The organism is Rhizobium sp. 05L429, from assembly GCF_056397645.1.
Window position 1 is genome coordinate 74,994 of the sequence record NZ_JBFTNV010000018.1, and the last position, 26,473, is coordinate 101,466.

At 59.4% G+C, this 26,473-nt stretch carries 28 protein-coding genes; 16 read left to right on the forward strand and 12 right to left on the reverse strand.

Annotated features, from left to right (window positions below):
• Positions 1-125: 125 nt before the first annotated feature.
• Entirely contained in the window at positions 126-650 is a 525-nt protein-coding gene (locus AC1DNW_RS19650) for a DUF992 domain-containing protein (RefSeq protein WP_113310183.1), read from the reverse strand.
• Positions 651-851: 201 nt separating this feature from the next.
• On the opposite strand from AC1DNW_RS19650, the gene AC1DNW_RS19655 reads away from it, so the two are divergent.
• Complete coding sequence (locus AC1DNW_RS19655; RefSeq protein WP_477854119.1) at positions 852-1,013, forward strand: hypothetical protein; 162 nt, start codon at positions 852-854, stop codon at positions 1,011-1,013.
• A gap of 160 nt (positions 1,014-1,173) precedes the next feature.
• Complete coding sequence (locus AC1DNW_RS19660) at positions 1,174-1,896, forward strand: hypothetical protein (protein ID WP_477854105.1); 723 nt, start codon at positions 1,174-1,176, stop codon at positions 1,894-1,896.
• Positions 1,897-2,026: 130 nt separating this feature from the next.
• Here the strand turns inward: AC1DNW_RS19660 and AC1DNW_RS19665 are convergent, their stop codons facing one another.
• The 4 genes from AC1DNW_RS19665 to AC1DNW_RS19680 all read right to left on the reverse strand — a co-directional run bounded on the left by AC1DNW_RS19665 (position 2,027) and on the right by AC1DNW_RS19680 (position 6,288).
• Complete coding sequence (locus tag AC1DNW_RS19665) at positions 2,027-2,800, reverse strand: amino acid ABC transporter ATP-binding protein (protein WP_477854106.1); 774 nt, start codon at positions 2,798-2,800, stop codon at positions 2,027-2,029.
• A gap of 12 nt (positions 2,801-2,812) precedes the next feature.
• Positions 2,813-3,958 carry an amino acid ABC transporter permease gene (locus AC1DNW_RS19670; RefSeq protein WP_113310182.1) on the reverse strand — a complete coding sequence of 382 codons (1,146 nt, stop codon included), beginning with the start codon at positions 3,956-3,958 and terminating at the stop codon, positions 2,813-2,815.
• A gap of 1 nt (position 3,959) precedes the next feature.
• The gene (locus tag AC1DNW_RS19675; protein ID WP_113310181.1) at positions 3,960-5,162 is read right to left on the reverse strand and encodes an amino acid ABC transporter permease; all 1,203 of its coding nucleotides are present in this window, start codon (positions 5,160-5,162) and stop codon (positions 3,960-3,962) included.
• Positions 5,163-5,262: 100 nt separating this feature from the next.
• Complete coding sequence (locus tag AC1DNW_RS19680; RefSeq protein WP_477854107.1) at positions 5,263-6,288, reverse strand: amino acid ABC transporter substrate-binding protein; 1,026 nt, start codon at positions 6,286-6,288, stop codon at positions 5,263-5,265.
• Between the two features lie 377 nt (positions 6,289-6,665).
• On the opposite strand from AC1DNW_RS19680, the gene AC1DNW_RS19685 reads away from it, so the two are divergent.
• The gene (locus AC1DNW_RS19685; RefSeq protein WP_113295739.1) at positions 6,666-7,856 is read left to right on the forward strand and encodes a cystathionine beta-lyase; all 1,191 of its coding nucleotides are present in this window, start codon (positions 6,666-6,668) and stop codon (positions 7,854-7,856) included.
• Positions 7,857-7,871: 15 nt separating this feature from the next.
• Here AC1DNW_RS19685 and AC1DNW_RS19690 read toward each other — a convergent pair whose 3' ends face one another.
• Both AC1DNW_RS19690 and AC1DNW_RS19695 read right to left on the reverse strand, forming a co-directional pair.
• Positions 7,872-9,020: an FAD-dependent monooxygenase gene (locus tag AC1DNW_RS19690; protein WP_477854108.1), complete on the reverse strand. Its 1,149-nt coding sequence runs from the start codon at positions 9,018-9,020 to the stop codon at positions 7,872-7,874.
• A 26-nt stretch (positions 9,021-9,046) separates the two neighbouring features.
• Positions 9,047-9,292, reverse strand: coding sequence for a zinc-finger domain-containing protein (locus AC1DNW_RS19695; RefSeq protein WP_112547845.1), 246 nt, complete (start codon positions 9,290-9,292; stop codon positions 9,047-9,049).
• 147 nt (positions 9,293-9,439) lie between these two features.
• Here AC1DNW_RS19695 and AC1DNW_RS19700 point away from each other — a divergent pair, with 147 nt between their 5' ends.
• The 6 genes from AC1DNW_RS19700 to clpA all read left to right on the forward strand — a co-directional run bounded on the left by AC1DNW_RS19700 (position 9,440) and on the right by clpA (position 15,313).
• The gene (locus AC1DNW_RS19700) at positions 9,440-10,225 is read left to right on the forward strand and encodes an alpha/beta hydrolase (protein ID WP_113310200.1); all 786 of its coding nucleotides are present in this window, start codon (positions 9,440-9,442) and stop codon (positions 10,223-10,225) included.
• Positions 10,226-10,356: 131 nt separating this feature from the next.
• Positions 10,357-11,190, forward strand: a complete 834-nt coding sequence (gene cysE, locus AC1DNW_RS19705; RefSeq protein WP_113295651.1) for a serine O-acetyltransferase — start codon at positions 10,357-10,359, stop codon at positions 11,188-11,190.
• Between the two features lie 136 nt (positions 11,191-11,326).
• The gene (locus AC1DNW_RS19710; protein ID WP_012557538.1) at positions 11,327-11,530 is read left to right on the forward strand and encodes a DUF3126 family protein; all 204 of its coding nucleotides are present in this window, start codon (positions 11,327-11,329) and stop codon (positions 11,528-11,530) included.
• 297 nt (positions 11,531-11,827) lie between these two features.
• Positions 11,828-12,196 (forward strand): phasin family protein, encoded by a 369-nt coding sequence (locus AC1DNW_RS19715; protein WP_113295650.1) that lies wholly within the window; start codon positions 11,828-11,830, stop codon positions 12,194-12,196.
• Positions 12,197-12,459: 263 nt separating this feature from the next.
• The gene (clpS, locus tag AC1DNW_RS19720; RefSeq protein WP_037072724.1) at positions 12,460-12,810 is read left to right on the forward strand and encodes an ATP-dependent Clp protease adapter ClpS; all 351 of its coding nucleotides are present in this window, start codon (positions 12,460-12,462) and stop codon (positions 12,808-12,810) included.
• Positions 12,811-12,820: 10 nt separating this feature from the next.
• Positions 12,821-15,313, forward strand: coding sequence for an ATP-dependent Clp protease ATP-binding subunit ClpA (gene clpA / locus AC1DNW_RS19725; protein WP_113295649.1), 2,493 nt, complete (start codon positions 12,821-12,823; stop codon positions 15,311-15,313).
• A gap of 60 nt (positions 15,314-15,373) precedes the next feature.
• On the opposite strand, the gene AC1DNW_RS19730 is transcribed toward clpA, so the two are convergent.
• The 5 genes from AC1DNW_RS19730 to AC1DNW_RS19750 form a co-directional block, all read right to left on the reverse strand.
• The gene (locus AC1DNW_RS19730; RefSeq protein WP_113310179.1) at positions 15,374-15,664 is read right to left on the reverse strand and encodes a Dabb family protein; all 291 of its coding nucleotides are present in this window, start codon (positions 15,662-15,664) and stop codon (positions 15,374-15,376) included.
• Positions 15,665-15,723: 59 nt separating this feature from the next.
• The gene (locus tag AC1DNW_RS19735) at positions 15,724-16,152 is read right to left on the reverse strand and encodes an HIT family protein (protein WP_113295647.1); all 429 of its coding nucleotides are present in this window, start codon (positions 16,150-16,152) and stop codon (positions 15,724-15,726) included.
• A gap of 54 nt (positions 16,153-16,206) precedes the next feature.
• Positions 16,207-17,409: a GNAT family N-acetyltransferase gene (locus tag AC1DNW_RS19740; RefSeq protein WP_113310178.1), complete on the reverse strand. Its 1,203-nt coding sequence runs from the start codon at positions 17,407-17,409 to the stop codon at positions 16,207-16,209.
• A 79-nt stretch (positions 17,410-17,488) separates the two neighbouring features.
• Positions 17,489-18,208: a glycerophosphodiester phosphodiesterase gene (locus AC1DNW_RS19745; RefSeq protein WP_477854109.1), complete on the reverse strand. Its 720-nt coding sequence runs from the start codon at positions 18,206-18,208 to the stop codon at positions 17,489-17,491.
• Entirely contained in the window at positions 18,208-18,675 is a 468-nt protein-coding gene (locus tag AC1DNW_RS19750; protein ID WP_113295644.1) for a RidA family protein, read from the reverse strand. Before AC1DNW_RS19750 ends, AC1DNW_RS19745 begins: the two co-directional genes overlap by 1 nt.
• A 150-nt stretch (positions 18,676-18,825) precedes the next feature.
• Between AC1DNW_RS19750 and AC1DNW_RS19755 the strand changes: the two genes are divergently transcribed.
• The 7 genes from AC1DNW_RS19755 to tsf all read left to right on the forward strand — a co-directional run bounded on the left by AC1DNW_RS19755 (position 18,826) and on the right by tsf (position 26,416).
• Positions 18,826-19,665, forward strand: a complete 840-nt coding sequence (locus AC1DNW_RS19755) for a cell envelope integrity EipB family protein (RefSeq protein ID WP_113295643.1) — start codon at positions 18,826-18,828, stop codon at positions 19,663-19,665.
• 205 nt (positions 19,666-19,870) lie between these two features.
• Positions 19,871-20,947 (forward strand): toxic anion resistance protein, encoded by a 1,077-nt coding sequence (locus AC1DNW_RS19760; RefSeq protein ID WP_477854110.1) that lies wholly within the window; start codon positions 19,871-19,873, stop codon positions 20,945-20,947.
• An 11-nt stretch (positions 20,948-20,958) separates the two neighbouring features.
• Positions 20,959-22,530, forward strand: a complete 1,572-nt coding sequence (locus tag AC1DNW_RS19765; protein WP_477854111.1) for a VWA domain-containing protein — start codon at positions 20,959-20,961, stop codon at positions 22,528-22,530.
• Positions 22,531-22,537: 7 nt separating this feature from the next.
• Positions 22,538-23,155: a 5-bromo-4-chloroindolyl phosphate hydrolysis family protein gene (locus tag AC1DNW_RS19770; RefSeq protein WP_113310159.1), complete on the forward strand. Its 618-nt coding sequence runs from the start codon at positions 22,538-22,540 to the stop codon at positions 23,153-23,155.
• Positions 23,155-24,258, forward strand: coding sequence for a hypothetical protein (locus AC1DNW_RS19775; RefSeq protein WP_477854112.1), 1,104 nt, complete (start codon positions 23,155-23,157; stop codon positions 24,256-24,258). The genes AC1DNW_RS19770 and AC1DNW_RS19775 overlap by 1 nt, the downstream gene beginning before the upstream one ends.
• 223 nt (positions 24,259-24,481) lie before the next feature.
• Positions 24,482-25,249: a 30S ribosomal protein S2 gene (rpsB, locus tag AC1DNW_RS19780; protein ID WP_477854113.1), complete on the forward strand. Its 768-nt coding sequence runs from the start codon at positions 24,482-24,484 to the stop codon at positions 25,247-25,249.
• Positions 25,250-25,489: 240 nt separating this feature from the next.
• Positions 25,490-26,416, forward strand: coding sequence for a translation elongation factor Ts (gene tsf, locus AC1DNW_RS19785; RefSeq protein ID WP_113310157.1), 927 nt, complete (start codon positions 25,490-25,492; stop codon positions 26,414-26,416).
• Positions 26,417-26,473 lie beyond the last annotated feature (57 nt).

The following is a 26,473-nucleotide window of genomic DNA, read 5'->3' on the forward strand; positions in this document are numbered from 1 at the left end:
AGAGAATTTGCTAGATATCGCGACTGTGGCCAAGCGCTACATTGCAATCGGAAGCAAGAATTAAGCCGGCGTGCATCGTCATATCCGATGCACCGCCGGCTTTTGTTTTCTTCGCTCGTAGCCGCTTAGCTCTCAGGCGATAGCGTCATGGATGTGCCTGTCGCGGCAACATTGATGCCGAGCTGGCCGGTGACGCTGATCGTCTGCAGGTGGACCGAGCCGGAAGTGCCGCCGAAGAGCACGTTGGTGCCGATGCCGCCGACGAGTGTGGCTTCAGCGGTCGCGCCCTGGTAGAGGCCAGCCAACGAGCCGCGGTGATAGCCGGCCGTCGGCGCAAACACTGCCCAAAGCAGGCGGCCACGTGTGGTAAAGCCGAGATCCACGCCGAACTTGCGCAACGCACCACTGTAGTGCTCAGGCGATTCGTTGCTGCTGGTCGGCTGGAAGACGCAATCGATCTGCTTGGAAGACCCGAGCACATAGCCTATGCCGCCGCCGATATCGCAAGCGAGGTAGCCGATCTTTACGCCCCCGCTTACATCGGGAGCTACCGGCGGCTCCCGCCGCACCAAGTCCGCTGCGCTGGCGCTCATGGCAAAAGCCTGGAGCAAAGAGGCTGCGGCGATTGTGGTCGCGAGTATCTTTTTCATTTTCGTCTCCTTTGATATCGCAGGAAGGATATACCGTCGGCTTTGTCATAACCAAGGCAGGAAAGTCTTCGCAGTCATTTTGGTTCCGAGAGTCGGCTGTGCCAGGCCGCCGCGGCCATCTTTTATGGAACCCTATCGGGCCGCATCGGTTGTCCAGATGTCCATTTTTTCGAACAATGGAGAGCAGAATGAGCAAAACCGATGCAGACGAAAATCCGCAAGAAAACAGAGCGGCAGGTAGAGAACACCAGTGCCGGAGGACATCTTGKCGGCACTTACTTCGGCCAGCAACCGGATGGCAAAACAGCCTCCTCCAGCAGCGCCGAGGCGCGGAAATCCCGTCCGAACGACGGAAGCAACTGATCTGATTGAGGGTTATACGACCATTGCGGCCGGCCAGCAGGCCGGCCGCGCTCATCCAAAGGGGCTATATTTGACCCATTTTGAAGCAGTGCCAGATAGTTATTTTAGAATATATTAACTATCATATATTTTTGAGAGCGCCGCCGAAAACATTCACAACTTGACCGCGTTTAATCCGAACGGGTTATTCCGATGGAGGACGGCCCGCTCGATCGAAGGTACGCGCGTTCCTCGGTTTGTCGAAAAAACGGAGGAAGTCATGAAGTGCATTTCTCACATGCGGTCGCTTGCGTTTTTTGCTTCGGCCTGCATCGTTTTGTCATTATCTGCCGCCACTGCGCGAGCGCTCGATCTTGGCGTTTCTGCCAATGTTGGAGGCATAAGTGCGGATGTGGGCGCATCGGCCAACTCAGGCGGTTTAAACACGAAAGCGAACGCCTCCGTCGGCGGCGCCAAGGGCGTGAACGCTGATGTGGGTGCAGACGTCGGCGGGCGAGATGGCGTCAATGCCAACGTCGATCTTGGTGCTGGTGGCAGCCGCAGTCTCAACGCAAAAGTCAACGCACGTGCTCTCGACAGCTCTGGTACAGGCGCAAATGTCGATGTTCGCCTCAGCGGCGAAGATGCAACAAGCTCTACGCTTTTTGGGCCGAATGGCTTGAATCTCGGCCCTGGCGGCGGCGCTGATGAAGTCGGTGACGGAGCCGGCTCAGTGGCCGGGGCCAGCAGCTCGTCCTCGGCGGTTGTCGAGCGTTTCAGGACAATGCCTGTCAATGACCGGCGCAAGATGCTGATCCGCTGCCGGGACATATCTGTTTCCGGAGGCTACGACCCGGAGCTTGCAGGACTTTGCGGGCTGCTGCGCTCCGCCGCCTCCCGCTAAAGACATGCGTAAAACAAAGACCTAAAGAGCGTGGCAAGCCGATCTCATGGATCCTGACAAGCTTTAGTAAACTGCACGAAAAACCCGCCGGCAATCAGTCGGCGGGTTTTGAATCTCCATGCGCGTCCGATCAGTGCAGGATCTGGCTGAGGAACAGCTTGGTGCGCTCGTGCTGAGGATTGTCGAAGAATTCAGCCGGCGAATTCTGCTCGACGATCTGGCCCTGGTCCATGAAGATCACACGGTTCGCAACCTGGCGGGCAAACCCCATTTCGTGGGTGACGCAGAGCATCGTCATGCCTTCTTCGGCAAGGCCCACCATCGTGTCCAGCACTTCCTTGATCATCTCCGGATCGAGCGCCGAGGTCGGCTCGTCGAACAGCATGATCTTCGGGTTCATGCAGAGCGAGCGGGCAATCGCCACGCGCTGCTGCTGGCCACCCGAAAGCTGGCCCGGATATTTGTTGGCCTGCTCGGGAATCTTGACGCGCTTCAAGAAGTGCATGGCGATATCTTCGGCCTGCTTCTTCGGCATCTTGCGCACCCAGATCGGCGCCAGCGTGCAGTTTTCCAGGATTGTCAGATGCGGGAAGAGGTTGAAGTGCTGGAACACCATGCCGACTTCACGGCGCACTTCGTCGATCTTCTTGAGGTCGTTGGTCAGTTCCGTGCCGTCAACGACGATCTGGMCCTTCTGGTGCTCTTCCAGACGGTTGATGCAGCGGATCATCGTCGATTTGCCGGAACCCGACGGGCCGGCGATGACGATGCGCTCGCCGCGCATGACCTTCAGGTTGATGTCGCGGAGCACGTGGAAATCACCATACCACTTGTTCATGTTGACGATATCGACGGCGACGTCGGTCGTCGACACGGTCAATTTCTTGGTGAGGGGCTCTGCCATTGTTGTTCCTTCTTATCTCGTGTGGCCGGTGTCGAGATGACGTTCCATGAATGCTGAATAGCGCGACATGCCGAAGCAGAAAAGCCAGAAGGCGAAGCCGGCGAAAATCAGTCCGGTCAGCGGCGTTACCGCGGTTGCCCAGTTCGCGTCGGTGAAGTTCAGCCGCACGATGCCGAGCAGGTCGAACATGCTGATGATCGATACCAGCGACGTATCCTTGAACATGCCGATGAAGGTGTTGACGATGCCGGGGATTACCAGCTTGATCGCCTGCGGCATGATGATCAGCCGCATTTTTTGCCAGTAGCCGAGGCCAAGCGAATCCGCACCCTCGAACTGTCCTTTCGGAATGGCCTGCAGGCCGCCGCGAATGACCTCGGCCATATAGGCTGAGGCGAAGATCGACACGCCGATGATGGCGCGCAGAAGCTTGTCCACGGTCCAGCCTGCCGGCAGGAACAGCGGCAATACCACGCTGGCCATGAAGAGGACCGTGATCAGCGGCACCCCGCGGACGACTTCGATGAAAACGATGCTCACCATGCGGATGACAGGCATATGCGACCGTCTGCCGAGCGCCAGAAGAATACCGACCGGGAAGGAGACGACGATGCCCACGAAGGAGAGCACCAGCGTCACCATGAGCCCACCCCAGAGCGGGGTATCGACGATTTCGAGGCCGAAGCCGCCATAAAGCAGAACGAAGGATACGATTGGCAGCACCAGGAAGAGCAGGATCGCATTCAACCCCTTGCGCGGCGCCGACGGGATGAGCATCGGTACGAGCAGAAGCACGAAGAGAATGCCGACCAGCGTCGGCCGCCAGCGCTCGTCGAGCGGATAGCGTCCATAGATGAACTGGTCGAACTTGGCGTTGACGAAGGCCCAGCAGGCGCCACTCCAACCATCAGGCTGGATGCCGCCCTGCACGGTCGTCGCACAGAAGGTGCGATCCGTACCGGTCCAGACCGCCTGTACGAACAGCCAGTTGAAGGCATGCGGCAGTGCCCAGGCAAGAAAGGTGGCGGCCAGAAGCGTGAGGACGATGTCCTTGGGCGTCGCAATCAGATTGCGGCGGATCCAGGCGCCGGCGCCCTTTTCTCCCGATGGCGGCGGCTCCTGCGACAGCATGGTGGTTCTGACGAAACTATCGCTCATCTTATCTCTCCACCAGAGCCATCTTGGCGTTGAACCAGTTCATCAGCAGCGAAGTGGCAACGCTCAGTGCCAGATAGATGACTGCCCAGATGAGGATCACTTCAACGGACTGGCCTGTTTGGTTGAGCGTCGTGCTGCCGACGGCGACGAGATCGGCAAAACCGATGGCGATCGCCAGCGACGAGTTCTTGGTGAGGTTCAGGTACTGGCTGCTCAGCGGCGGGATGATGATGCGGAAGGCCTGTGGAATGACCACCAGCCGGGTGATCGCCGAAGGATGCAGGCCGAGCGCGGCCGCCGCCTCCGTCTGTCCCTTGGGCACGCCACGAATGCCTGAACGCACGATCTCGGCAATGAAGGCCGCTGTATAGAAGGATAGCGCCAGGAAGAGCGACATGAATTCCGGGCCGACCACCGAACCGCCGGTCAGGTTGAACTTGCCGGCGACTGGGAAGTCGAAGGAAAGCGGTGCGCCTGCGATAAGGAAGGCGAGGAGCGGCAGGCCGACGATGAGACCGGCCGACACCCAGATCGTGTGGAACGGCTGGCCCGTTGCTGCCTGACGGCGATGCGCCCAGCGCGCCGTTGCGATAGCGGCGATGATCGCAATGACGAAGGCGATCCCGGCCAGCCAGAAACCCTCGCCGAAGATAGGCTTGGGGAAGGCGAGGCCACGATTGTTCAGATACGATCCGAGCGGCAGATGCAGCGAGTCGCGAGCATTGGGCAGAACAGCGAGAACGCCCGAATACCAGAAGAAGATCACGAGCAGCGGCGGAATGTTGCGGAAGACTTCCACATAGACAGTGCAGAGCTTGGCGATCAGCCAGTTCCGTGACAGGCGGCCGATACCGATGACGAAGCCGATGATCGTCGCGGTGATGATGCCGGTAATCGCGATAAGAAGCGTATTCAGAAAGCCGACGAGCAGCGCCCGGCCATAGGTCGAATCGGCTGAGTACGGGATCAGCGATTGCCCGACTTCGAAGCCGGCGCGACCGTTCAGAAAGCCGAAACCCGATGCGATGTTGGCGCGCGCCAGATTGACTGCCGTATTGTGGGCAATCGACCAGATCAGCGCGACCAGAAGGACGATAGTAAGAGCTTGAAAGAAGATGCCCCGGATTTTGGGGTCATAGAGGGCGGACTGAAAGCTCCAGCCGCTCTTGGGTATGGGTGTTCGATCCGCAACCTGATGCGTCATGCCTGGCCAATTCCCCACGTTATGTGCTCCTTTGCGGAGCTTTTTTATAGGAGGAGGAAAGGCGGTGACCCGCCTTTCCGGCTTTCATGCGGTATGCCGATTAACGAACCGGCGGAGCGTACTGAATGCCACCCTTGCTCCAGAGAGCATTGAGGCCGCGCGCGATCTTCAGCTGGCTGCCCTGGCCGATGTTCTTCTCGAAGACTTCGCCATAGTTGCCGACGTTCTTGACGACGTTGTAGGCCCATTCGTTGGTCAGGCCGAGGTCAGTACCGATCTTCGTATCGGCTTCAACGCCGAGGAAACGCTTGATATCCGGGTTCGGGGAGCTCTTCATCTCGTCGACATTGGCCTGCGTGATGCCGAACTCTTCGGCATTGATCATCGCGTAGCCGACCCAGCTGATGATATCGAACCACTGGTCGTCACCCTGGCGTACGGCTGGGGCGAGCGGCTCCTTGGAGATGATTTCCGGCAGGATCACGTGCTCGTCGGGGTTCTTCAGCGTCAGACGCAGCGAGTAGAGAMCCGACTGGTCGGTCGTATAGACATCGCAACGGCCAGAGTCGTAGGCGGCGTTGACTTCGTCGAGCTTCTCGAAGACGACCGGATTGTACTGCAGGTTGTTGGCTTTGAAGTAGTCGGCAAGATTGAGCTCGGTCGTGGTGCCGGACTGAACGCAGACAGAGGCGCCGGAAAGCTCGAGTGCCGACTTCACGTTCAGGCTCTTGCGGACCATGAAGCCCTGGCCGTCATAATAATTTACGAAGCGGAAGTTCAGGCCGAGAGCCGTGTCGCGGTTGATCGTCCAGGTCGTGTTACGGGCAAGCACATCGACTTCGCCGGACTGCAGAGCCGGGAAGCGGTTGGCGGCGCTGAGAGGGGTGAACTTCACCTTGTTGGGGTCGCCGAAGACCGCAGCGGAAACCGCGCGGCAGAAATCAACGTCGAAGCCCGACCAGTTGCCGGACGCATCAGGGGCAGCAAAGCCGGCAAGACCGGTATTGACGCCGCACTGGACAAAACCTTTTGCCTTTACGTCTTGAAGAGTAGTGGCCGAAGCGGCCGAAGCGCCAAGAGCGAAAACTGCTGCGCCGGCTGCTACGGACAGGAGCTTGTACTTCATTTTTCCCAACCTTTTTCTGTTGTCTTATATTTATCTTTTCGGGGAGTGGCCGGATTGAAATAGCCCGTTTACCTCCCCGTTTCCCGCAACCCTCCCGGCGCGAGTGGGTCTATCACAGTCGCAAATGTCACTATGGTCAAGTGTCGCGGCTAATAATTGGAGCAAAATTCAGCATTTTGGGAGATTACGCTGTGTCCCTAGGCACTTGGCTAGAAATTGGGCGCCAGCTTGAGGAAAAATAGCGCGAAAATCGCGGAGTAAAGGCTGACGGCGGCGCGGAGCGGGACGATCGCGTCAAGTTGCGGGGGTTGACCCTGATGGCGGCGGGGTTCAAGAGTTCGGCCTTTGCATACCCTCGCCAGAAGGCCATTTCCCAAATGAAAGATCTAGACAGTCTCCTGCCGGGCGCCGGCATCAATACCCGTCTTTCCCATATCGGCTACGACCCCGCGGATTATCACGGTTTCGTCAATCCGCCGGTGGTGCGCGCGTCCACGGTGCTCTTTCCCGATGCCAAGTCGATGGAGACGCGCAACAAGAAATACACTTACGGCACCCGCGGCACGCCGACGACCGACGCCCTTGCTGAAGCGATCAATGCGCTCGAAGGCTCGGCCGGCACTGTGCTGGTGCCCTCCGGTCTCGCCGCCGTCACGGTCGCCATCCTCGCTTATGTCGCGGCGGGCGATCACATCCTGGTCGTCGATTCCGTCTACGGCCCGACGCGCCATTTCTGTGACACGATCCTGAAGCGCATGGGTGTCGAGGTCGACTATTTCGATCCGGCGATCGACGCGGCCATCGAGACGCTCTTCAAGCCGAACACCACGGTCGTGCTGACCGAAGCTCCCGGCTCCAATACCTTCGAGATGCAGGATATCCCGGCCATCGCAGCTCTGTCGCACAAGCACGGCGCCGTCGTGCTGATGGACAACACCTGGGCCACACCTATTTACTTCCGGCCGCTGGACTTTGGCGTCGACGTGTCGATCCATGCCTCGACCAAATATCCGTCGGGCCATTCTGACATTCTGATGGGAACCATTTCCGCCAATGCCGAGCACTGGCCGCGGCTGATCGAAACGCATGGCACACTGGGCCTTTGCGGCGCGCCGGATGATTCCTACCAGATCCTGCGCGGCCTGCGCACCATGGGCATCCGGCTGGAACGCCACTACGAAAGCGCGCTGGCAATCGCCACGTGGCTCGAAAACCGCGAAGAGGTTGCCCGCGTCCTGCATCCGGCCCTGCCGAGCTTCCCGTCRCACCACATCTGGAAACGTGATTTCAAGGGTGCCAGCGGCATCTTCTCCTTCGTGCTGAAGGTTGACGATCCGCAAAAGGTCAAGCCGAAGGCGCATGCCTTCCTCGATGCGCTCTCCTATTTCGGATTGGGCTATTCCTGGGGCGGCTATGAAAGCCTTGCCATACTGGTCAATCTCTCGGACCGAAAGATCGCCAAGGCCCCGGCCGAAGGTCCGGTCATTCGCCTGCAGATTGGTCTCGAAGATATCGTTGATCTCAAGGCCGATATCGAGCGCGGCTTTGCTGCGGCAAATGCCGTCTGATCAGCCACCATCTGATTAGCCAACTGGGCGGTAGCCGTAAATCCAGTCGAGATCCGCCGCGAGGCTTTGCGGCGGTTTCAGCGACAGCACGATATCCCGGCCGAGGCGGATCGGGCCGCTTGCATGATAGGCGAAACGGTTGAAGGCGCCGCGCTGGCGAAGCTTGGCGATGCGCGGCATGCGATGCCGTTCGAACAGTGAGATGGCTTCGGAAACCGGTCGGGTGGCAAGAAAGGCGGTAAGCTCGAATGCATCCTCGATCGCCATCGCTGCCCCCTGCGCCGCAAAAGGCATCATCGCATGGGCCGCATCTCCGATCAGCACAGTCTTGTTGCCGTCCTGCCATTTGCCCGGCGTTGCCTCGAAAAGCGGCCAGAAGGTGATGTCGTTGCGCCCTCCGAGCAATCCGGCAATAGCAGGATGCCAGCGGCGGAAGCGCGACTGCAGAAGCTCCTGTTGAACCTGTGTCGGCTCGCCCTGCCAGGCCTGCGGCGCAATATTGCCGGCGGTGATMRCCACCATGTTGAAGCCACCGGTCTCCTTCAGCGGATAACAGACCATATGCGCCGAGGAGCCGAGTAGGGCCGAGACACTGGCGCGGTCGAGAAAGCCCGGCGCCTCTGTTTCTGCGATGGTGAAACGGAAGGCGATGTTTCCGGAGAATTGCGGGGCAGGGGCGCCCGGTATTGCCTGCCGCAATCTGGACCAGACACCATCGGCGCCGATGATGACGTCGGCCGAACGCCGACACTGAGGCAAATCCGCTTCGAAACGTGTTCCGAGATGGAGCTGGCAGAGCGGATTGGCACTGACCGCATCCAGCAGCGCCTTCTGCAGCGTCGTGCGATGCAGGACGCCGTAGGGTGCTCCCCAGCGGTTCCTGGCAAAATTCCCGACCGGGACAGCTGCAAGTTCGCGCAGCGAACTGCCTGAGATCAGCCGGATGGATTGCGGCTCGAGCCAGAGGCTGGTCAGCCTGTCGAGCACGCCGAGTTCGGCGAGCACATGCGATGCGTTAGGCGAAATCTGCAAGCCAGCGCCCACTTCCGCAAGCTCGGGCGCCTGTTCGAAAATATCCGAACTGATGCCACGCCTTGCGAGCGCCAGTGCGGCCGTTAGGCCCGCAATTCCGGCGCCGATGATGGCGGCATGTTCGACCGGCATGGGATGTCCGATCCGCAGAGCCGACTTTACGCCGCTTTGACGTGGAAGACGCAGCCGGGCGGGTTGGTTTGGTTGGATTTCAGCGACGCATTGTAGCGATAAAGCGTCGAGCAGTAGGAGCAGACCTTCTCGTTGTCGTCGCCCATATCGATGAAGATATGCGGATGATCGAAGGGAACGGATGCGCCGGTGCACATGAATTCCTTGACGCCGACTTCGATAACGCGGTGACCGCCGTCGTTCTGGAAGTGCGGAATGCTGTGGCCGGCCATGTCTGTCTCCGAATGCTTTGAAATTCTGCGCGGACTTTATAGGCCTTCGGCGGAAAAGTGTAGTGCCAAAGCATGGCTCCGTTGCGAGTTTTTGGCTTCACGATGAAAGGCCGCTCGACTATGGTCGCGCCAAATAAGGACGGCCCGATGAACCTGAATACGCCTGCATTTTCAAGCTTCACCCATGACGGACTGAAACTTGCCTTTTTCGACGAGGGCGATCCCTCCGGCCCGCCTGTAGTGCTCATCCACGGCTTTGCTTCGTCGGCGAGCGTCAACTGGGTTCATCCGGGCTGGCTGAAGACCTTGGGCGATGCTGGCTACCGGGTGATCGCCATCGACAACCGAGGCCATGGCGCGAGCGACAAACCGCGCGATGCCGAGGCATACAGGCCGTGGTTCATGGCTGGCGATGCGATTGCGCTGCTCGATCATCTCGGCATCCCCGAAGCCAACCTGATGGGCTATTCGATGGGCGCCCGCATCGCCGTCTTTGCGGCGCTCGCCTATCCGCACCGTGTTCGTTCGCTGGTGCTCGGCGGCCTCGGTATCGGCATGACGGACGGCGTAGGCGATTGGGATCCGATCGCCGATGCGTTGCTTGCGCCGTCGATTGCCGATGTCACCCATCCGCGCGGCCAGATGTTCCGCGCATTTGCAGAGCAGACGAAGAGCGACCGCGAGGCGCTTGCCGCCTGTATCAAGGGCTCGCGCGATCTCGTCGCCCGCGCCGACATGGGCAAAATCGATGTGCCCACCCTGATCGGGGTTGGAACGAAGGACGACATTGCCGGTTCTCCCCAGGAACTGGCGGCTCTGATGCCTGACGCCCACGCTCTGGATATTCCCGGCCGCGACCACATGCTCGCCGTTGGCGACCGGGTGTTCAAGAAGGCCGTGCTGGAATTCTACGCTGAAGTCTCTGCCGGCTGATATCGCTGGCYGGTGACATAACCGTGATATCGGCAAAAACGCGTTGAACGGACGTGGCGAGGGCACCCATTTATGTTATGGGCGTTTTCCTCTATATAATCGCATTCCAACGGGAAATGAGGAGGCCGGAAATGGTCGCTAAGACGGATATCCGCACGCTGGACGTAGCTCATCCGCTGAAGGTGATGGATCCCATATGGGACAGCCTGCGGGAGGAGGCGCGCCTTGCTGCGGAAAGCGATCCAGTGCTGGCTGCCTTCCTCTATTCGACGGTCATCAATTACCGCTCGCTCGAAGAATGCGTCGTGCACCGCATCTGCGAGCGCCTCGACCATCCCGACATGCAGGCAAACCTGCTGCGCCAGACTTTCGAGGAAATGCTGGAGGATTGGCCGGAATGGAGCTCGATCCTGCGCGTCGATATCCAGGCGGTCTATGACCGTGATCCCGCCTGCCTGCGCTTCATGGAAGCCGTTCTCTACTTCAAGGGTTTTCATGCGCTGCAGACGCACCGGCTGGCGCACTGGCTGCTGAACCGTGGCCGCCGCGACTTCGCGCTCTACTTGCAGAGTCGCTCCTCCAGCGTCTTCCAGACCGATATCAATCCGGCCGCCCGTATCGGCAAGGGCATCTTTCTCGACCATGCGACCGGCCTCGTCGTCGGCGAGACCGCCGTCATCGGTGACAACGTTTCCATCCTCCATGGTGTGACGCTCGGCGGCACCGGCAAGGAAGGGGCCGATCGTCACCCGAAGATCGGCACGGGCGTCATGATCGGCGCAGGCGCCAAGATCCTCGGCAATATCGAGATCGGCTTCTGCTCGCGMGTCGCCGCCGGCTCCGTCGTCCTGAAAGCGGTGCCGCCAAAGACCACGGTAGCGGGCGTGCCCGCCAAGGTCGTCGGTGAAGCGGGCTGTTCCGAGCCGGCCCGCGTTATGGATCAGGTTATCGGCGCCGATATCTGATCCTTCATTGGAAAATGCGAAAAACCGCCTAAATGCTGGCGGAGACAGTCGTTGTGAACCCGATCTCGCGACCTTTACAGCGCCGCTCTACCTGTGCAAGAAGCGGCCAACCGAGATTGCTTACGGAGATGAAAGCGTGAAGCCTGAAGAAATCAAGAAACTCGACGCCTATTTCAAACGCACGCTGAACCCGCAGATTGTGGTGAAGGCGCGCCCGCGCAAGAATGATTCCGCGGAAGTCTATCTCGGCGAAGAATTTCTGGGCGTCGTCTATATCGATGACGAGGATGGCGATCGTTCCTACAACTTCTCGATGGCGATCCTTGACGTCGATCTGTGATGCCCATTGCATTCGTTAAAAGCCGGGCATCGCTAGMCGATGCCCGGCTTTTTCGTATTAGGACAAGCCGTTTGAAACGGCGAATGCATCTATTCGCCAAAATTTCTAATAACCTTCCGGTTGCAGTCGCCTGATATATTTTAGCAAAATCAACAAAAGACGAACGTGCCCGAACGGCGCTCTTTCAAAAGTTGTCGCTAATGCAATCTATGGATGTTTTGCGCTGCACAAGACTACTTGACTATTTGTGCGTCGCAGCTACCCTTTGCGCTGCAACAGCCAATTGGAGGATGGTTCATGTTCAATTTTGACGACGCAAGCCGGAAGAACAAGGAAGTGGTGGATACAGTGCTGAGAAGCTATTCCGACACTGCCAAGAGCTTCCAGGCGATTGCCTCTGAAGCCGCAGAATATTCCAAAAAGTCGTTCCAGGATGCTGTCACGCATTTCGAGACGCTTTCGGGCGCCAAGAGCTTTGAAACAGCGTTCGAGCTGCAATCCAATTATGCGAAGTCCGCCTACGAGACCTTTATCTCTGAGGCAACGAAGCTCGGCGAAATGTATGCCGACCTCGCCAAGAATGCCTATAAGCCTTACGAAGCACCGCTGGCAAACACCGCGGCCACCGTTTCCAAGGCCGCACCGGTAACCCCGGCAGCCGCATAAAATCTTCGGCGCGATTCCCGCTGCCTATTGAAAATCAAAGACCGGCATCGCACTTGCGGCCGGTCTTTTTTTGTTTCCTGAAGCTTCCCCCAGTTTTGCGCATACTTTTTTGGCCTTTGCGTCAAGTCCTGCGGAATTGTGATTGCAGTCGGAAACAAGGGGCTTAAAATCGCTCTATTATGAACTACCTTAGGGTTTCAGATATTCGTCGGGAAAGCACCCCTCCCATGCTGCCTGCCGGATTGATTGAGGAATGAATGAAAATGATCGCCAGACCGATCCGGATGCAGAACGACAGCGAAAGGAACGGGGACAACGGAAATCGAACCTCGGTCATCACGCGTACCAAGCCGAAGACCAAGAAGCCTAATCTCTATCGCGTACTGCTTTTGAATGACGACTACACCCCAATGGAATTCGTCATCCATATTCTGGAGCGTTTTTTTCAAAAGGATCGGGAAAGTGCCACCCGCATCATGTTGCATGTCCATAACCATGGCGTCGGCGAATGCGGAATATTCACATACGAGGTGGCGGAAACAAAGGTGAGCCAGGTGATGGATTTTGCCCGGCAGCACCAGCATCCGCTGCAATGCGTCATGGAAAAGAAGTGAGGAACTGAACGTGCCAACATTTTCGCCTAGTCTTGAGAAGGCGCTCCATCAGGCACTGACCTTTGCCAACGAGCGGCACCATGAATATGCCACGCTCGAGCATCTGCTGCTCGCCCTGATCGACGATGCCGATGCGGCTGCGGTCATGGGTGCCTGCAATGTCGACCTCGACGCCCTCCGTAAAACGCTCCTGGAATATGTCGATAACGAACTCTCCAACCTGGTCACCGGTTATGACGAAGACTCCAAGCCGACCTCCGGCTTCCAGCGCGTCATCCAGCGAGCGGTGATCCATGTCCAGTCTTCCGGTCGCGAGGAAGTGACCGGCGCCAACGTGCTCGTCGCGATCTTCGCCGAGCGCGAGAGCCATGCTGCCTATTTCCTGCAGGAACAGGAAATGACCCGCTACGACGCGGTCAACTACATTTCCCACGGTATCGGCAAGCGCCCCGGCGCATCCGAAAACCGTCCGCCCCGCGGTGCGGAGGAAGAATCCGAATCCAAGCCGACCGCACGCGGCGGCAACGAGGAAGAAGGTGGGCCGAAGAAGCAGCAGGATGCGCTGAAGGCTTACTGCGTGAACCTCAACGAGAAGGCCAAAGGCGGTAAGATCGACCCGTTGATCGGCCGTCACGCCGAGGTCAACCGGACCATCCAGATCTTGTGCCGCCGCTCCAAGAACAACCCGCTTTATGTCGGTGATCCCGGCGTCGGCAAGACCGCTATCGCTGAAGGCCTCGCCAAGCGCATCGTCGAAGGCAAGGTTCCGGAAGCTTTGGCTGACGCCACGATCTTCTCGCTCGACATGGGCACGCTGCTCGCCGGCACGCGTTATCGCGGTGACTTCGAGGAGCGCCTGAAGCAGGTCGTCAAGGAACTTGAAGAATATCCGGGTGCCGTGCTCTTCATCGACGAAATCCACACCGTCATCGGTGCGGGCGCGACGTCGGGCGGCGCAATGGATGCCTCGAACCTCTTGAAGCCGGCTCTGTCTTCAGGGGCGATCCGCTGCATCGGTTCGACCACCTACAAGGAATACCGCCAGTTCTTCGAGAAGGATCGGGCTCTGGTTCGCCGCTTCCAGAAGATCGACGTCAATGAGCCGTCGATCGATGATGCGATCGAGATCATGAAGGGCCTGAAGCCCTATTTCGAAGAGTACCACCACCTGCGCTACTCGAACGAGGCGATCAAGACCGCCGTCGAGCTGTCGGCCCGTTACATTTCGGACCGCAAGCTGCCGGATAAGGCAATCGACGTCATCGACGAGACCGGTGCGGCCCAGATGCTGCTCCCGCCGTCCAGGCGCCGCAAGCTGATCACCGAAAAGGAGATCGAAGCGACGATTGCGACGATGGCGCGCATTCCGGCAAAAACCGTCTCGAAGGACGACGAAGCCGTTCTTGCCAACCTCGAGAAAGAGTTGCGCTCGGTAGTCTATGGCCAGGATGTGGCGATCGAGGCCCTGTCCACCTCGATCAAGCTCGCCCGTGCGGGTCTTCGCGAGCCGAACAAGCCGATCGGCGCCTATGTCTTCTCCGGCCCCACGGGCGTTGGCAAGACGGAAGTCGCCAAGCAGCTTGCTGCCTCGCTCGGTGTCGAGATTCTGCGCTTCGACATGTCGGAATACATGGAGCGGCATACGGTTTCCCGTCTGCTTGGTGCACCTCCCGGCTATGTCGGCTTTGACCAGGGCGGCCTGCTGACCGATGGCGTCGACCAGCATCCGCATTGCGTGGTGCTGCTCGACGAAATCGAGAAGGCGCATCCGGATATCTACAATATCCTGCTGCAGGTCATGGACCACGGCACGCTGACCGACCATAACGGCAAGAAGATCGACTTCCGCAACGTCATCCTGATCATGACGACCAATGCGGGCGCTTCGGAAATGGCCAAGGCCGCGATCGGCTTCGGTTCGTCCAAGCGTACCGGTGAAGATGAGGAGGCTCTGACCCGCCTGTTCACGCCGGAATTCCGCAACCGTCTCGACGCGATCATCCCGTTCGCGCCGCTGCCGACGGCCGTCATTCACAAGGTCGTTCAGAAGTTCATCATGCAGCTGGAAGCTCAGCTGTCCGAACGCAACGTCACCTTCGACCTGCACGAGGACGCGATCGCCTGGCTGTCCGAGAAGGGTTATGACGAGAAGATGGGCGCTCGTCCGCTTGCCCGCGTCATCCAGGATGCCATCAAAAAGCCCCTGGCGAACGAAATCCTCTTCGGCAAGTTGAAGAAGGGCGGCGTCGTCAATGTCACCGTCGGCCCGAAGGAAGACGGCAAGCCAGGCCTCATCCTGGAAGCCATTCCGGAAACGGCGCCCATCAAGCCGAAGCCGGAAGCCGAACTGGTTCATCCGGATGCGGCCCATGAGGATGATGGCGAGCTGAAGACCAAGCCGGTCAAGAAGACGAAGGCCAAGACCGTGCCGCAGCCGGAGCCGGAAGTCCGCGACGCCCCCAAGAAAGGCTCGACGGTGCCGAAGGTTCCGCGCAAGAAGTAGTCTTCGAAGTGAGACATGAAAAAGGCCGCTGAAAAGCGGCCTTTTTGTTTGCCTTAGTTCTCAGAGCTTCGTGTAGTCGATCTCGAGGAAGTCAGCGACCTCGGGTATCCAGCGGTCGCGCACGAAGGCCACATGCAGCGGGTGCACGTTATAGGCGTCGTAACCGGCCTGGTCGTCGAACTCCATCGAGAAGCCGAAGGTAAAATCGTTCTTTGGACTCGTCTGGCGAAGCTGCTCGAAATTCCTGACGCCTGGAATCTGCTTGAGCGTCAGTGCCGCGTCGAGAAAGGCTTTCTCTTCGACCGAACCGGCGGCGTGCTTCAGGCGGAACGCAACGGTGTGGCGGATCATGATTCCCTCCTAAATCGATGAAGTAATTTGGTATTCTTGAAAATAAGGCCKCGTTTCCGTTACGCGAGTTCCGCCTTGATCTTCTCCGCGTTGGCGGCGAGCACCGCTCCATCCTCCATCTTGCCGGAATGCGGCTTGAGCGCCACGCCCTGATGCCGCGGTATAACATGGAAATGCAGGTGGAAAACGGTCTGGCCTGCTGCCGGTTCGTTGAACTGGGCGATGAACACGCCGTCGGCGTCGAAGGCTTCCTTCACGGCATTCGCGACCTTCTGGACGACGGTGATCGTGTGGGAAAGGGAAGCTGGGTCGGCATCGAAGATATTGCGGGAAGGTGCCTTCGGCAGGACCAGAACATGGCCCGGCGCCTGCGGCATTACATCCATGAACACAACAGTCTTGTCGTCCTCGTAGACGCGATGCGACGGGATTTCGCCGCGCAGAATCTTGGCGAAGATATTGCTGTCGTCATAGGCGGCGCTGGTCATGGCGAAATCTCCTCGTGTTTTCCTTGATCGCGTAGCGCGGCGGGGCCAAGCGCGTCAATCCTCCTGCAGCCGCTCGCCCTTGCGGAAGGGGGTGTGCTCGGCGAGCATATCATTCATATACTCGACATCCTCCCGCTCGCGCTCGAGGTAGTCGGCAATCGCACGGCGCAATCCCGCATGGGCGATATAGTGAGCCGAATGCGTTGTCACCGGCAGGTAACCACGCGCGAGCTTGTGTTCGCCCTGAGCGCCGGCCTCTACTTTCTTGAGGCGCTTTTCCAGCGCGAAATCGATCGCCTGATGATAGCAGACCTCGAAATGCAGGAAGGGGTGATCCTCGATGCAGCCCCAGTGCCGCCCGTAGAGCGTATCGCCGCCGATGAAGTTGATGGCACCCGCTATATAGCGGCCGTCGCGTTTGGCCATCACGAGCAGGATGTCGTCGGCCATGCGCTCGCCGATCAGCGAATAGAATTTGCGTGTCAGATAGGGCCGGCCCCATTTGCGGCCGCCGGTATCCATGTAGAAGGCGTAGAACTGATCCCAGATGCCTTCGGTCAGGTCCTTGCCGGTCAGCCAGTCGATAGTAATGCCGTTCTCGACCGCCGTCCGACGCTCCTTGCGCAGTGCCTTGCGCTTGCGGGAGGCAAGTGTTTCCAGGAACGCGTCGTGATTGTCATAGCCTTCATTGATGAAATGGAACTGCTTGTCGGTGCGGTGCAGATAGCCGTCGGTTTCGAAGACCGGCATCTCGTCCTCGGGCACGAAGGTGATGTGGGCCGAAGAGATACCGAGACGGCGGACGACCTCCTTGAGGCTTTCCGCCATGGCATTCTGAATTGGCAGGCGGGCAAGGCCTTCGGCCACAAGCAGGCGCGGGCCGGTTGCGGGTGTAAAGGGGATCGAGCACTGCAGCTTTGGATAATAGCTGCCGCCAGCCCGTTCGAAAGCGTCGGCCCAGCCGTGATCGAAGACATATTCGCCCTGGCTGTGGTTTTTGAGATAGCCGGGCAGGGCGCCGATCAGTTCACCCTTGTCGGTTTCCAGAAGCATGTGATGGCCAAGCCAGCCGCTCTGCGCGGTAGCCGAGCCGGATTCTTCCAGCGCCGAGAGAAAGGCATGCGAGACGAAGGGATTATAGGCGACGCTGTCGCACGTCTTCGATGCTCCCGAAAGCCTGGACCAGCGCTCGGGGGAAATTTCGGTGAATGATCGCTCGATGCGGATGGAAAGTTCGTCTGACGATTCGTCTGTCATGAAGTAAATGCGAAGCCGTTGGGGGAGGGAGCGGGCTCTCCCTCCCAGTCTGCGCACGATCTTGTTCAAAAAGCGAGTGTCAAACCGCCGTGCGCGGATCGAAGCCTTCGAAAGTCATTTGATCGGCGTTCTCGAATGTATGTTTGCGGGCCTCATCGTCGCGYACCGTCCAGGTGATGACCGGAATGCCCTTGTCGCGCTGGCCGGCGACGAACGGGTTCGGCAGATCGGCATAATAATAGGAGATGAAATCGAGGCCGATCTCCATCGCATTCTCATGAGTGGCATATTCTTCCGTCGTATTGCCGTTGGCCGTCAGCCCGATCGGGTAGGGAGAGTTGAGCTCCCTGAGATCCTTCAGCAGCCACCGGTCGAAGCTCATCAGCGCGACCTTGCCTTCATAGCCCTCGAGCACATCGAGAACGGCCTCGGCAAAGCCCTCGTCGTCGGCTTCGCGGCCCTTGAGCTCCAGCACCAGCGGTACTTTGCCCTTAACGAGGTGAAGAAGCTGCTTCAGCGTCGGCACCTTGTCCTTCGTGCCGCCGACAGCAAACAGCCCGAGTTCCTGGGAGGTCCGTTCGCGCACATCGCCCTTGAGGTTGCAGAGACGTTCCAGATCTTCATCATGGAAGATGACCGGCACGGCATCCGAGGCGTAATGCAGGTCGCATTCGATGGCAAAGCCCGCTTCGACGGCGCGCGAAAAGGCCGAGAGCGTGTTTTCCCAGACGGCGTTGTTGAGGTCATGATAGCCGCGATGCGCGACCGGCAGCTCTTTGATCCAGTYGGCATTCGTCATTATGCGATTTCCATGATAGCATCGATTTCGACTGCGGCATTGAGCGGCAGGGCAGCCATGCCGACCGCGGCGCGGGCATGTTTGCCGGCTTCGCCGAGCACGCCGGCGATCAGGTTCGAAGCGCCGTTGATGACAAGGTGCTGCTCGACGAATTCGGGTACCGATGCAACAAAGCCGTTAAGCTTGATGACCCGGCGAATGCGGCCGAGATCGCCGCCGAGTGCCGCCTTTGCCTGTGCGAGAATGTTGATGGCGCAAAGTTCAGCGGCGCGCTGACCGGTGGCGACGTCGACATTCTTGCCGAGGTGGCCGGTAACGGCGACTTTGCCGGACTCGAGAGGCAACTGGCCGGAAATGGTGAGAAGATTGCCGCTGATGACATAAGGGACGTAGTTGGCAGCAGGTGCGGCAGCTTCGGGAAGGGTTATCCCCATTTCCGACAGACGCGCGGCGATTTGATCGGACATTTTCGTCTCCGCTTTTGTTGTCAATTCTTCAAAAATTATGCATCAAGACTAGAATCTTTAATGTGACAGTTTCGAGCCTCGACTTGGCCGCCTCGATTTGGCCGAAACGGTTCTTATAACATCGCGGACGAGTCCAACAGGAGTTAATGAATGTTCCGATCGTCACTTGCCGCTCTTCTCCTCGCAAGCGTTTCCGCCAATGTCTCCGCGGCCGCGCCGGCGACGAGCGCTGTGATCGCGACCGGGCTCGTTGCTCACCGCGCGGTTTACGACCTGGAACTGAAGGACGCCTCGGAACGCTCCGGCATCTCCTCCATGTACGGCCGTATGGTCTATGAGTTCGACGGCAATTATTGCGAAGGCTTCACCACGAATTTCCGCTTCGTCACCCAGATCGACACGGGCGATAGCGTGCGCGTCAGCGACCAGCAGACCAAGACCTTCGAGAGCCTGAAGGACGGCAAGTTCACCTTCGACACGAAGTCCTTCACCGACGACCAGCTCGACAAGGAAGTCAACGGCGCGGCCGAGGATAAGCCGGAAGGCGTGAAGGTCGACCTGACGCAGCCGGCTAGCCGCGAGCTGCAGCTCGCCGAAAGCCGGTTCCCGACCGAGCATATGCTCGATGTCATCCAGAACGCCAAAGACGGCAAGCGCTTCTTCGAAGCTCGCGTTTTCGATGGCTCTGATGACGGCGACAAATCACTGGTCACCACGACCATCGTCGGCAAGCAGGAAACCCCGGCCACCGATGAGGCCGATGCCGGCAATGCCGGCCAGTTCTCCAAGACCGCCTTCTGGCCGGTGACGATCTCTTATTTCAACGAGAATGCCAAATCGGACACTCTGCCGGTCTACCGCATGTCGTTCAAGCTCTATGAGAACGGCATCACGCGCGACCTGACGATGGACTACGGCGATTTCGTGCTGACCGGCAAGCTCGCCAATCTCGAACTTCTCGACAAGAAGGCCGCGCCGACCTGCCAGTAAGGCGGGTTTTGTCGCTCCTTAACCAACTGTCATAAAAGCGTATTTCTAGTGCAGCTAAACTGTCGTCCCGAGATGAGTCATCGCGGGCCGGTACGTGTGGAAGTCTGCCTTTTCCGACCCTGCAGCGTGGATGGCCCATTTGCTACGACAATGGGTTTGCAATTCGTAAGACCAATTGCGCCACAAGCCGAGAAAGACGACCCGAATGGCCGATACCGATCTCGCGACTATGCAGAATGCCTCTCTGCCGGCGATTGCCGCCGATCCCTCCGAAATAGCCCGCATCACCGATAATATCAGTATCACTGACCGCGCCGGAATCTCCGTCTTCGGAGACCGGGCGCAGCAGTCTGTGAGCGACTATTCCGACAGGATCCTGCGCGAGGTGCGCAACAAGGATCTCGGTGAGGTCGGCAAGCTTCTAACCGACATCATCCTGAAATCGAAGAGCCTCGATCCTGCGTCGTTGAAGGAGAAGGGTTTCCTCAGCCGCATGTTCCTCTCTGCCCAGGCACGCCTCGAACGCTTCAAGGAAGAGTTCGAGGATGTCGCGGGTCAGATCGACCGTATCGGGCTGGAACTCGACCGCCACAAGGATACGCTGCGCCGTKATATCGCCTTGCTCGACGATCTGCATGAGGAGACGAAACAGTCGATCATCCGGCTCGACGCCTATGTGCAGGCCGGCAAGAATTTCGCTGACCATTTCCGTGCGATCGAGTTGCCGAAACTGAAGAGCGCAGCCGATGCCGCGACGTCGGCGCCCGGCGACGGCATGCTGGAAGCGCAGACCTATCAGGACAGCGTCCAGGCGCTCGACCGACTGGAGAAACGCATCTTCTATCTGCAGCAGGCTCGTCAGCTCGGCATCCAGCAGCTTCCGCAGATCCGCATCGTCCAGGCTGGCGACGAGACGCTGATCGAGAACCTTCAGGCCACCTCGGCACTGACGGTTCCGGCCTGGAAGCAGAAGATGGTCATTCTGCTCGGGCTTAGCAGGCAGAAATCGGCCCTCGATCTGCAGAAGACGGTCACCGACGCCACCAATGACATGATCCGCCAGGCCTCCGAAATGATGAAGGATCAGGCGATCGCCATCGAGCAGCAGTCGCAGCGCGGCATCGTTGATATGGAGACGCTTGCCAAGGCCAATCAGGATCTGATCGACACTGTAACCGGCGTGCTGCGCGTCCAGGAGGAGGGCCGTAAGAAGCGCGCTGAGGCCGAGCAGCATATGGAACAACTGACGATCGACCTCAAGAAGGCGATGACACAGGCGTGACCGGCAAAAACATGATCCGATCACTCGTCTCCGCACTGGCGCTGTCTGGTCTGGCGGCGCTGGCCGGCTGCGATGCTTTCAGCAGCGGCCCTGACTTTTCGATCGTTTCCGGGTMGGAAAACACCGTCCTCCAGCCGATCGTCGAGGAATTCTGCAAGGAGAAGCACGCGACCTGCTCCTTCAAATATGAGGGCACGCTCGATATCGGCCTCGCGCTGCAAAGCGATCAGGGCGTTGAGCAGGACGCCGTCTGGCCCGCTTCCAGCGTCTGGGTCGACATGTTCGACACAAGGCGCAGGGTCAAGGACCTGACGTCGGTGGCGCAGACGCCCGTCATCCTCGGTGTGCGCAAGTCGAAGGCCGAACAGCTCGGCTGGATCGGAAAGGATGTCTTCGTGAAGGATATCTTGGCAGCGGTGGATAGCGGCTCGCTGAAGTTTCTGATGACATCAGCCACTCAGTCGAATTCAGGAGCCAGCGCCTATCTCGCCATGCTCTCAAGCGCGCTCGGCAACAAGCCGGTGATCGAGCCCGGCGATCTCGACGACAAGACGGTCCAGGACACCGTTCGAAGCCTGCTTGCCGGCGTTGCGCGCTCCTCCGGCTCTTCGGGCTGGCTCGCCGACCTCTATACGGATTCCGCTGGCAAGGGCACGATCTACGATGCCATGTGGAACTACGAGGCGGTCATCAAGGAAACCAACGACAAACTGTCAGGCATGGGCAAGGAGCCGCTTTACGCCATCTATCCCGCCGATGGCGTGGCGATGGCGGATTCACCGATCGGTTTCGTCGATCATGGCCGCGGCGCCGAGGTACAGACCTTCTTCAAGGATCTGCTTGCCTATTTGCGTTCGCCCTATGTCCAGAAGAAGATCGCCGAAACCGGCCGCCGCCTGCCGCTCGGCAGTGTGACTGCGCAGCCGGAGCCGAGCTGGAACTTCGATCCCACGAGACTGGTGACAGCTATCCGCATGCCGGAACCAACGGTGATCCGCCAGGCACTCACGCTTTATCAGGCCGCACTTCGCAAGCCGTCGCTGACGGCGCTCTGCCTCGACTTCTCCGGCTCGATGCAGGGAGACGGCGAGAAGAGTCTGCAGGAGGCGATGCGTTTCCTGTTCACGCCGGAAGAGGCCAGCAAGGTGCTGGTGCAGTGGTCACCTGCTGACCGCATCTTCGTCATTCCCTTCGATGCCAATGTCCGCAATATCTTTTCGGGCTCGGGCGATGCGATGGAGCAGCAGGGGCTTCTCAATGCGGTTGCCGGCCAGCATGCCGGCGGCGGCACCAATATGTATGCCTGCGCCGAGCGCGCGCTCCAGCAGATGGCGAAAACTGAGGACCTCGGCAATTATCTGCCGGCGATCATCATCATGACCGATGGCAGATCMGATGATCAAAGTGCGGCCTTCATGAGCGATTGGAACGCGATGGAGCCACACGTGCCGATCTTCGGCATTACTTTCGGCGATGCGGACAAGACCCAGCTCGCCAATCTGGCGGCGGCGACGGCGGCGCGTGTCTTCGACGGTCGGTCGGACCTTGCGGCAGCATTCCGCACMGCCCGCGGTTATAATTAGGGCCGGCATGCGCAACTGGCTCGGCAATGATGGCAACTGGATCGTGGCGGGAGCAGTAACGGCCATCCTCGTTCCCGTCCTCACGTTCACAGCCGGCATGCCGTTCTGGATCGCTGTCGTCATCGGCATGTTCGTCTTCGCCGGCCTCGTGTTCCTGCTGTCGCCGCGCCGGCTTTTCGAAGGCCTGAATGTCAAGGCGATCGGCCGTGGCCGCGTCGCCTTCGCGAGGGAACTGCTGGAAGGTGCCGCTCCCGCGGCGCAAAGGCTGGAGACGGCCGCAGACGATATCACCGACAAGCAGACGGCAGCGCGCGTGCGCCACCTGGCTGAAATCGCCGCCGATGTCTTCCGCAAGGTGGAAGCCAAGCCGGAAAGCGCCAATACCGTGCGCCGTTTCCTTAGTTACTATCTGCCGCGTGCGGCCGAAGTCGCCGAGGGCTTTGCGGTGATCGAGGCGAAGCGCGCGCCGGAGCGCCAGCAGTTGGAGGATGTCCGCGCCGTACTCGTCAAGCTCGAAGATGCCTTCGTTCATTATGCCGACAGCCTTGTCGATGCTGAACTCGGCACACTTGATACAGACCTGCGCCTCATCCAGGCATCGCTCAAAGAGGATATCGGACGCTGATGGCTCTTTCCCGCCGTGCCTTTGGAGTTGGACTGCTCGCCACCGGCATTGCCGGCACAGGTGGCTATTTCGCTGTCCGCGACCGGCCGGAGCTGCAGGGCTTGCTTGGCGCACGCACAAAACTTTTCGGCTTCATCGGCGGCGAGAAAGAGGCTTTCCTTGCCGATCCGGATGTCGCCAGCGCTATCAAAGGCTACGGCCTTTCGATCGACAGCCGTGTTGCCGGCTCGGTCGAGATGGTGCGCGAGCAGGCCTTGCTCTCACAGAACCCGCAATTTCTCTGGCCTTCCTCATCCATCATGGTGGATATCGCCCGTCAGAGCGGCGTGAAGATCCGCGACGACCGTGTCATGCTCAATACGCCCATTGTCGTTTACACATGGCAGCCGGTCGTGGACGGGCTGATCAAATCGGGCCTCGTGACGGTAACTGACGGTTATCACCAGCTTGACCTGAAGGCCTTGCTCGACGCCATCCTTGCCGGGACGGACTGGTCGAAGCTCGGCGTCGTCACGCTCTACGGCCGGGCGCGCATCGTCTCGACCGATCCCAACCGGTCGAATTCGGGCTTCATGTTCTCGGGTCTCGCGCTCAGCCTGTTCAGCGGCAATGTCGCGACATCAGATGATCTCGCCCAATATGGCGGCAAAGTGCAGTCGATCTTCCGCAATATGGGTTTCAAGTCGCCATCGTCAGGCAAGCTGTTCGACCAGTATCTGGCAGGCGGGCTCGGTGGCGAACCGATGATTGTCGGCTACGAGAATCAACTTGTTGAATGGGCGCTCGCCGATGCCGACCGATGGAGCCGCATCCAGTCGGGGCCTGGAGCCAAACCCGTCGTCCTCTATCCACGCCCGACGGTCTATTCGGCACACCCGCTGATCGTCGTCGACGAAACGGCCGAACGTCTGATCGAGGCGCTGACGAGCGCCCGCCTGCAGGAGCTTGCCTGGACCAAACACGGTTTTCGCGGGCCGCTCGGCACGGCGACCGGTGATACCAAGGGGCCAATTGCCGGCCTGCTGCCGGCCGAGATCGATGCCGTGCTGCCGATCCCGGACGCTGGCGTCATGCTCTCGCTGCTAAACACGCTGGCAAGCTGAGCCGGCAACGCGTATATATCGCAGGCGCGGCTCATTCGTCCGTTCGCGCCAGATTTTTTGGCGTAAGCCTTGCTTTTGCAGGAAATCGAATGTAAGGCCACGCGCATTCCACACGTAAGGCATGGGATCGTCCGGGAGAAATCCGGCGGTTCCGCCCGGTGGCATCTTCGAAGAGGATGCTGTTCGCCTTGCGGAGGTTCAACCGGAAAAGGAGTAACAAGGCATGGCATTGCCTGATTTTTCTATGCGCCAACTGCTTGAAGCAGGCGTCCACTTCGGTCACCAGACGCACCGCTGGAACCCGAAGATGAAGCCGTACATTTTCGGCGATCGTAACAACATCCACATCATCGACCTGGCTCAGACCGTTCCGATGCTGTCGCGCGCCCTGCAGGTCGTGTCCGACACCGTTGCTCGCGGCGGCCGCGTTCTCTTCGTCGGCACCAAGCGTCAGGCTTCCGAGCTGATTGCTGACTCGGCGAAGCGTTCTGCCCAGTACTACGTCAACTCGCGTTGGCTCGGCGGCATGATGACGAACTGGAAGACGATCTCCAACTCGATCCAGCGCCTGCGCAAGCTCGACGAAATCCTCGGTTCCGAGCAGTCCGGCTACTCCAAGAAGGAGCGCCTGACTCTCGAACGCGAGCGCGAAAAGCTCGATAAGGCCCTCGGCGGTATCAAGGACATGGGCGGCACGCCGGACCTGATGTTCATCATCGACACCAACAAGGAAAAGATCGCGATCGACGAAGCCAAGCGCCTCGGCATCCCGGTCGTCGCCATCATCGACTCGAACTGCGATCCGGACCTGATCGACTATCCGATCCCGGGCAACGACGACGCTTCGCGCGCCATCGCTCTCTACTGCGACCTGATCGCCCGCGCTGCCATCGACGGTATTGCCCGTCAGCAGAGCGGATCGGGCCRCGACCTCGGCGCTTCTGCGGAAGCTCCGTTCGAGCCGGCGCTCGATGAGGCGACCGAAGCCTGATAAAGCGGGCGGAGTAAAATCTCCGCCAAAGCTTGCGAAGATTGGGAAAGGCCGCTCGCGACTCTCAGAAGTTCGGCGGCCTTGCCCTTTTCAGGCGGAAGCTACGACTGCTTTTGCCCCTATGAATTCTGTTAGGACGCGTCTTCATAACGCTGTCATACATACAGGTACATTTCGTGCCTCAATCCGGTGCCGCGCCGCCTACTGCGGGCCACCGCTTGAACCGACAAGAGGAAGCTTATGACCGAGATTACGGCTGCACTGGTGAAGGAACTGCGCGAAAAGTCCGGCGCAGGCATGATGGACTGCAAGAAGGCGCTGACTGAAACCAACGGCGATATCGAAGCCGCGATCGACTGGCTGCGCGCCAAGGGCATCTCCAAGGCCGACAAAAAGTCCGGCCGCGCCGCCGCTGAGGGCCTGGTCGCCATCGCCGGCGCCGGTCACAAGGCTGTCGTCATCGAACTCAATTCCGAAACCGACTTCGTTGCCCGTAACGATGCCTTCCAGGATCTCGCACGCGGCATCGCCGAAGTTGCGCTCTCCACCGACGGCACGGTCGAAGCCGTTTCGGCTGCGACCTATCCGGCATCCGGCAAGCCGGTCGCCGACACCATCAAGGAAGCGATCGCAACCATCGGCGAGAACATGACCCTCCGTCGTGCCGCCAAGCTCGAAGTCGAGCACGGCGTCGTTGCGACCTACGTCCACAACGCTGCCGGCGACGGCATCGGCAAGCTCGGCGTTCTCGTTGCGCTGAAGTCGGTCGGTGACAAGGCCGTTCTGACGTCGATCGGCCGCCAGGTTGCCATGCACATTGCTGCGACCAATCCGCTGGCTATCCGCGCCGAAGAAGTCGATGCCGCAGTCGCCGAGCGCGAACGCAACGTCTTCATCGAGCAGTCCCGCGAATCCGGCAAGCCGGAAGCCATCATCGAAAAGATGGTGGAAGGCCGCATGCGCAAGTTCTTCGAGGAAGTCGCTCTTCTCTCGCAGGCTTTCGTCATCAATCCGGACCTGACGGTCGGCGCTGCCATCAAGGCCGCTGAAAAGGAAGCCGGCGCCCCGATCGAAGTCACCGGTATGGCTCGCCTGCTCCTCGGCGAAGGCGTCGAGAAGGAAGAAACCGACTTCGCAGCCGAAGTTGCTGCTGTCGCGAAGGGCTGATCTTTCAGCCATATTTGGGAAAACCGAAGGGCATCGCGTGACAACGCGATGCCCTTC

What these genes read in the sequence shown, in the direction of transcription:
- AC1DNW_RS19675 (WP_113310181.1), bottom strand. Translation starts at nt 5,162, where the DNA reads ATGACGCATCAGGTTGCGGATCGAACACCCATACCCAAGAGCGGCTGG.
- AC1DNW_RS19755 (WP_113295643.1), top strand. Translation starts at nt 18,826, where the DNA reads ATGTTCCGATCGTCACTTGCCGCTCTTCTCCTCGCAAGCGTTTCCGCC.
- AC1DNW_RS19735 (WP_113295647.1), bottom strand. Translation starts at nt 16,152, where the DNA reads ATGACCAGCGCCGCCTATGACGACAGCAATATCTTCGCCAAGATTCTG.
- AC1DNW_RS19740 (WP_113310178.1), bottom strand. Translation starts at nt 17,409, where the DNA reads ATGACAGACGAATCGTCAGACGAACTTTCCATCCGCATCGAGCGATCA.
- AC1DNW_RS19730 (WP_113310179.1), bottom strand. Translation starts at nt 15,664, where the DNA reads ATGATCCGCCACACCGTTGCGTTCCGCCTGAAGCACGCCGCCGGTTCG.
- AC1DNW_RS19695 (WP_112547845.1), bottom strand. Translation starts at nt 9,292, where the DNA reads ATGGCCGGCCACAGCATTCCGCACTTCCAGAACGACGGCGGTCACCGC.
- AC1DNW_RS19715 (WP_113295650.1), top strand. Translation starts at nt 11,828, where the DNA reads ATGTTCAATTTTGACGACGCAAGCCGGAAGAACAAGGAAGTGGTGGAT.
- AC1DNW_RS19770 (WP_113310159.1), top strand. Translation starts at nt 22,538, where the DNA reads ATGCGCAACTGGCTCGGCAATGATGGCAACTGGATCGTGGCGGGAGCA.
- clpS (WP_037072724.1), top strand. Translation starts at nt 12,460, where the DNA reads ATGATCGCCAGACCGATCCGGATGCAGAACGACAGCGAAAGGAACGGG.
- tsf (WP_113310157.1), top strand. Translation starts at nt 25,490, where the DNA reads ATGACCGAGATTACGGCTGCACTGGTGAAGGAACTGCGCGAAAAGTCC.
- AC1DNW_RS19700 (WP_113310200.1), top strand. Translation starts at nt 9,440, where the DNA reads ATGAACCTGAATACGCCTGCATTTTCAAGCTTCACCCATGACGGACTG.
- AC1DNW_RS19650 (WP_113310183.1), bottom strand. Translation starts at nt 650, where the DNA reads ATGAAAAAGATACTCGCGACCACAATCGCCGCAGCCTCTTTGCTCCAG.
- AC1DNW_RS19750 (WP_113295644.1), bottom strand. Translation starts at nt 18,675, where the DNA reads ATGTCCGATCAAATCGCCGCGCGTCTGTCGGAAATGGGGATAACCCTT.
- AC1DNW_RS19775 (WP_477854112.1), top strand. Translation starts at nt 23,155, where the DNA reads ATGGCTCTTTCCCGCCGTGCCTTTGGAGTTGGACTGCTCGCCACCGGC.
- AC1DNW_RS19670 (WP_113310182.1), bottom strand. Translation starts at nt 3,958, where the DNA reads ATGAGCGATAGTTTCGTCAGAACCACCATGCTGTCGCAGGAGCCGCCG.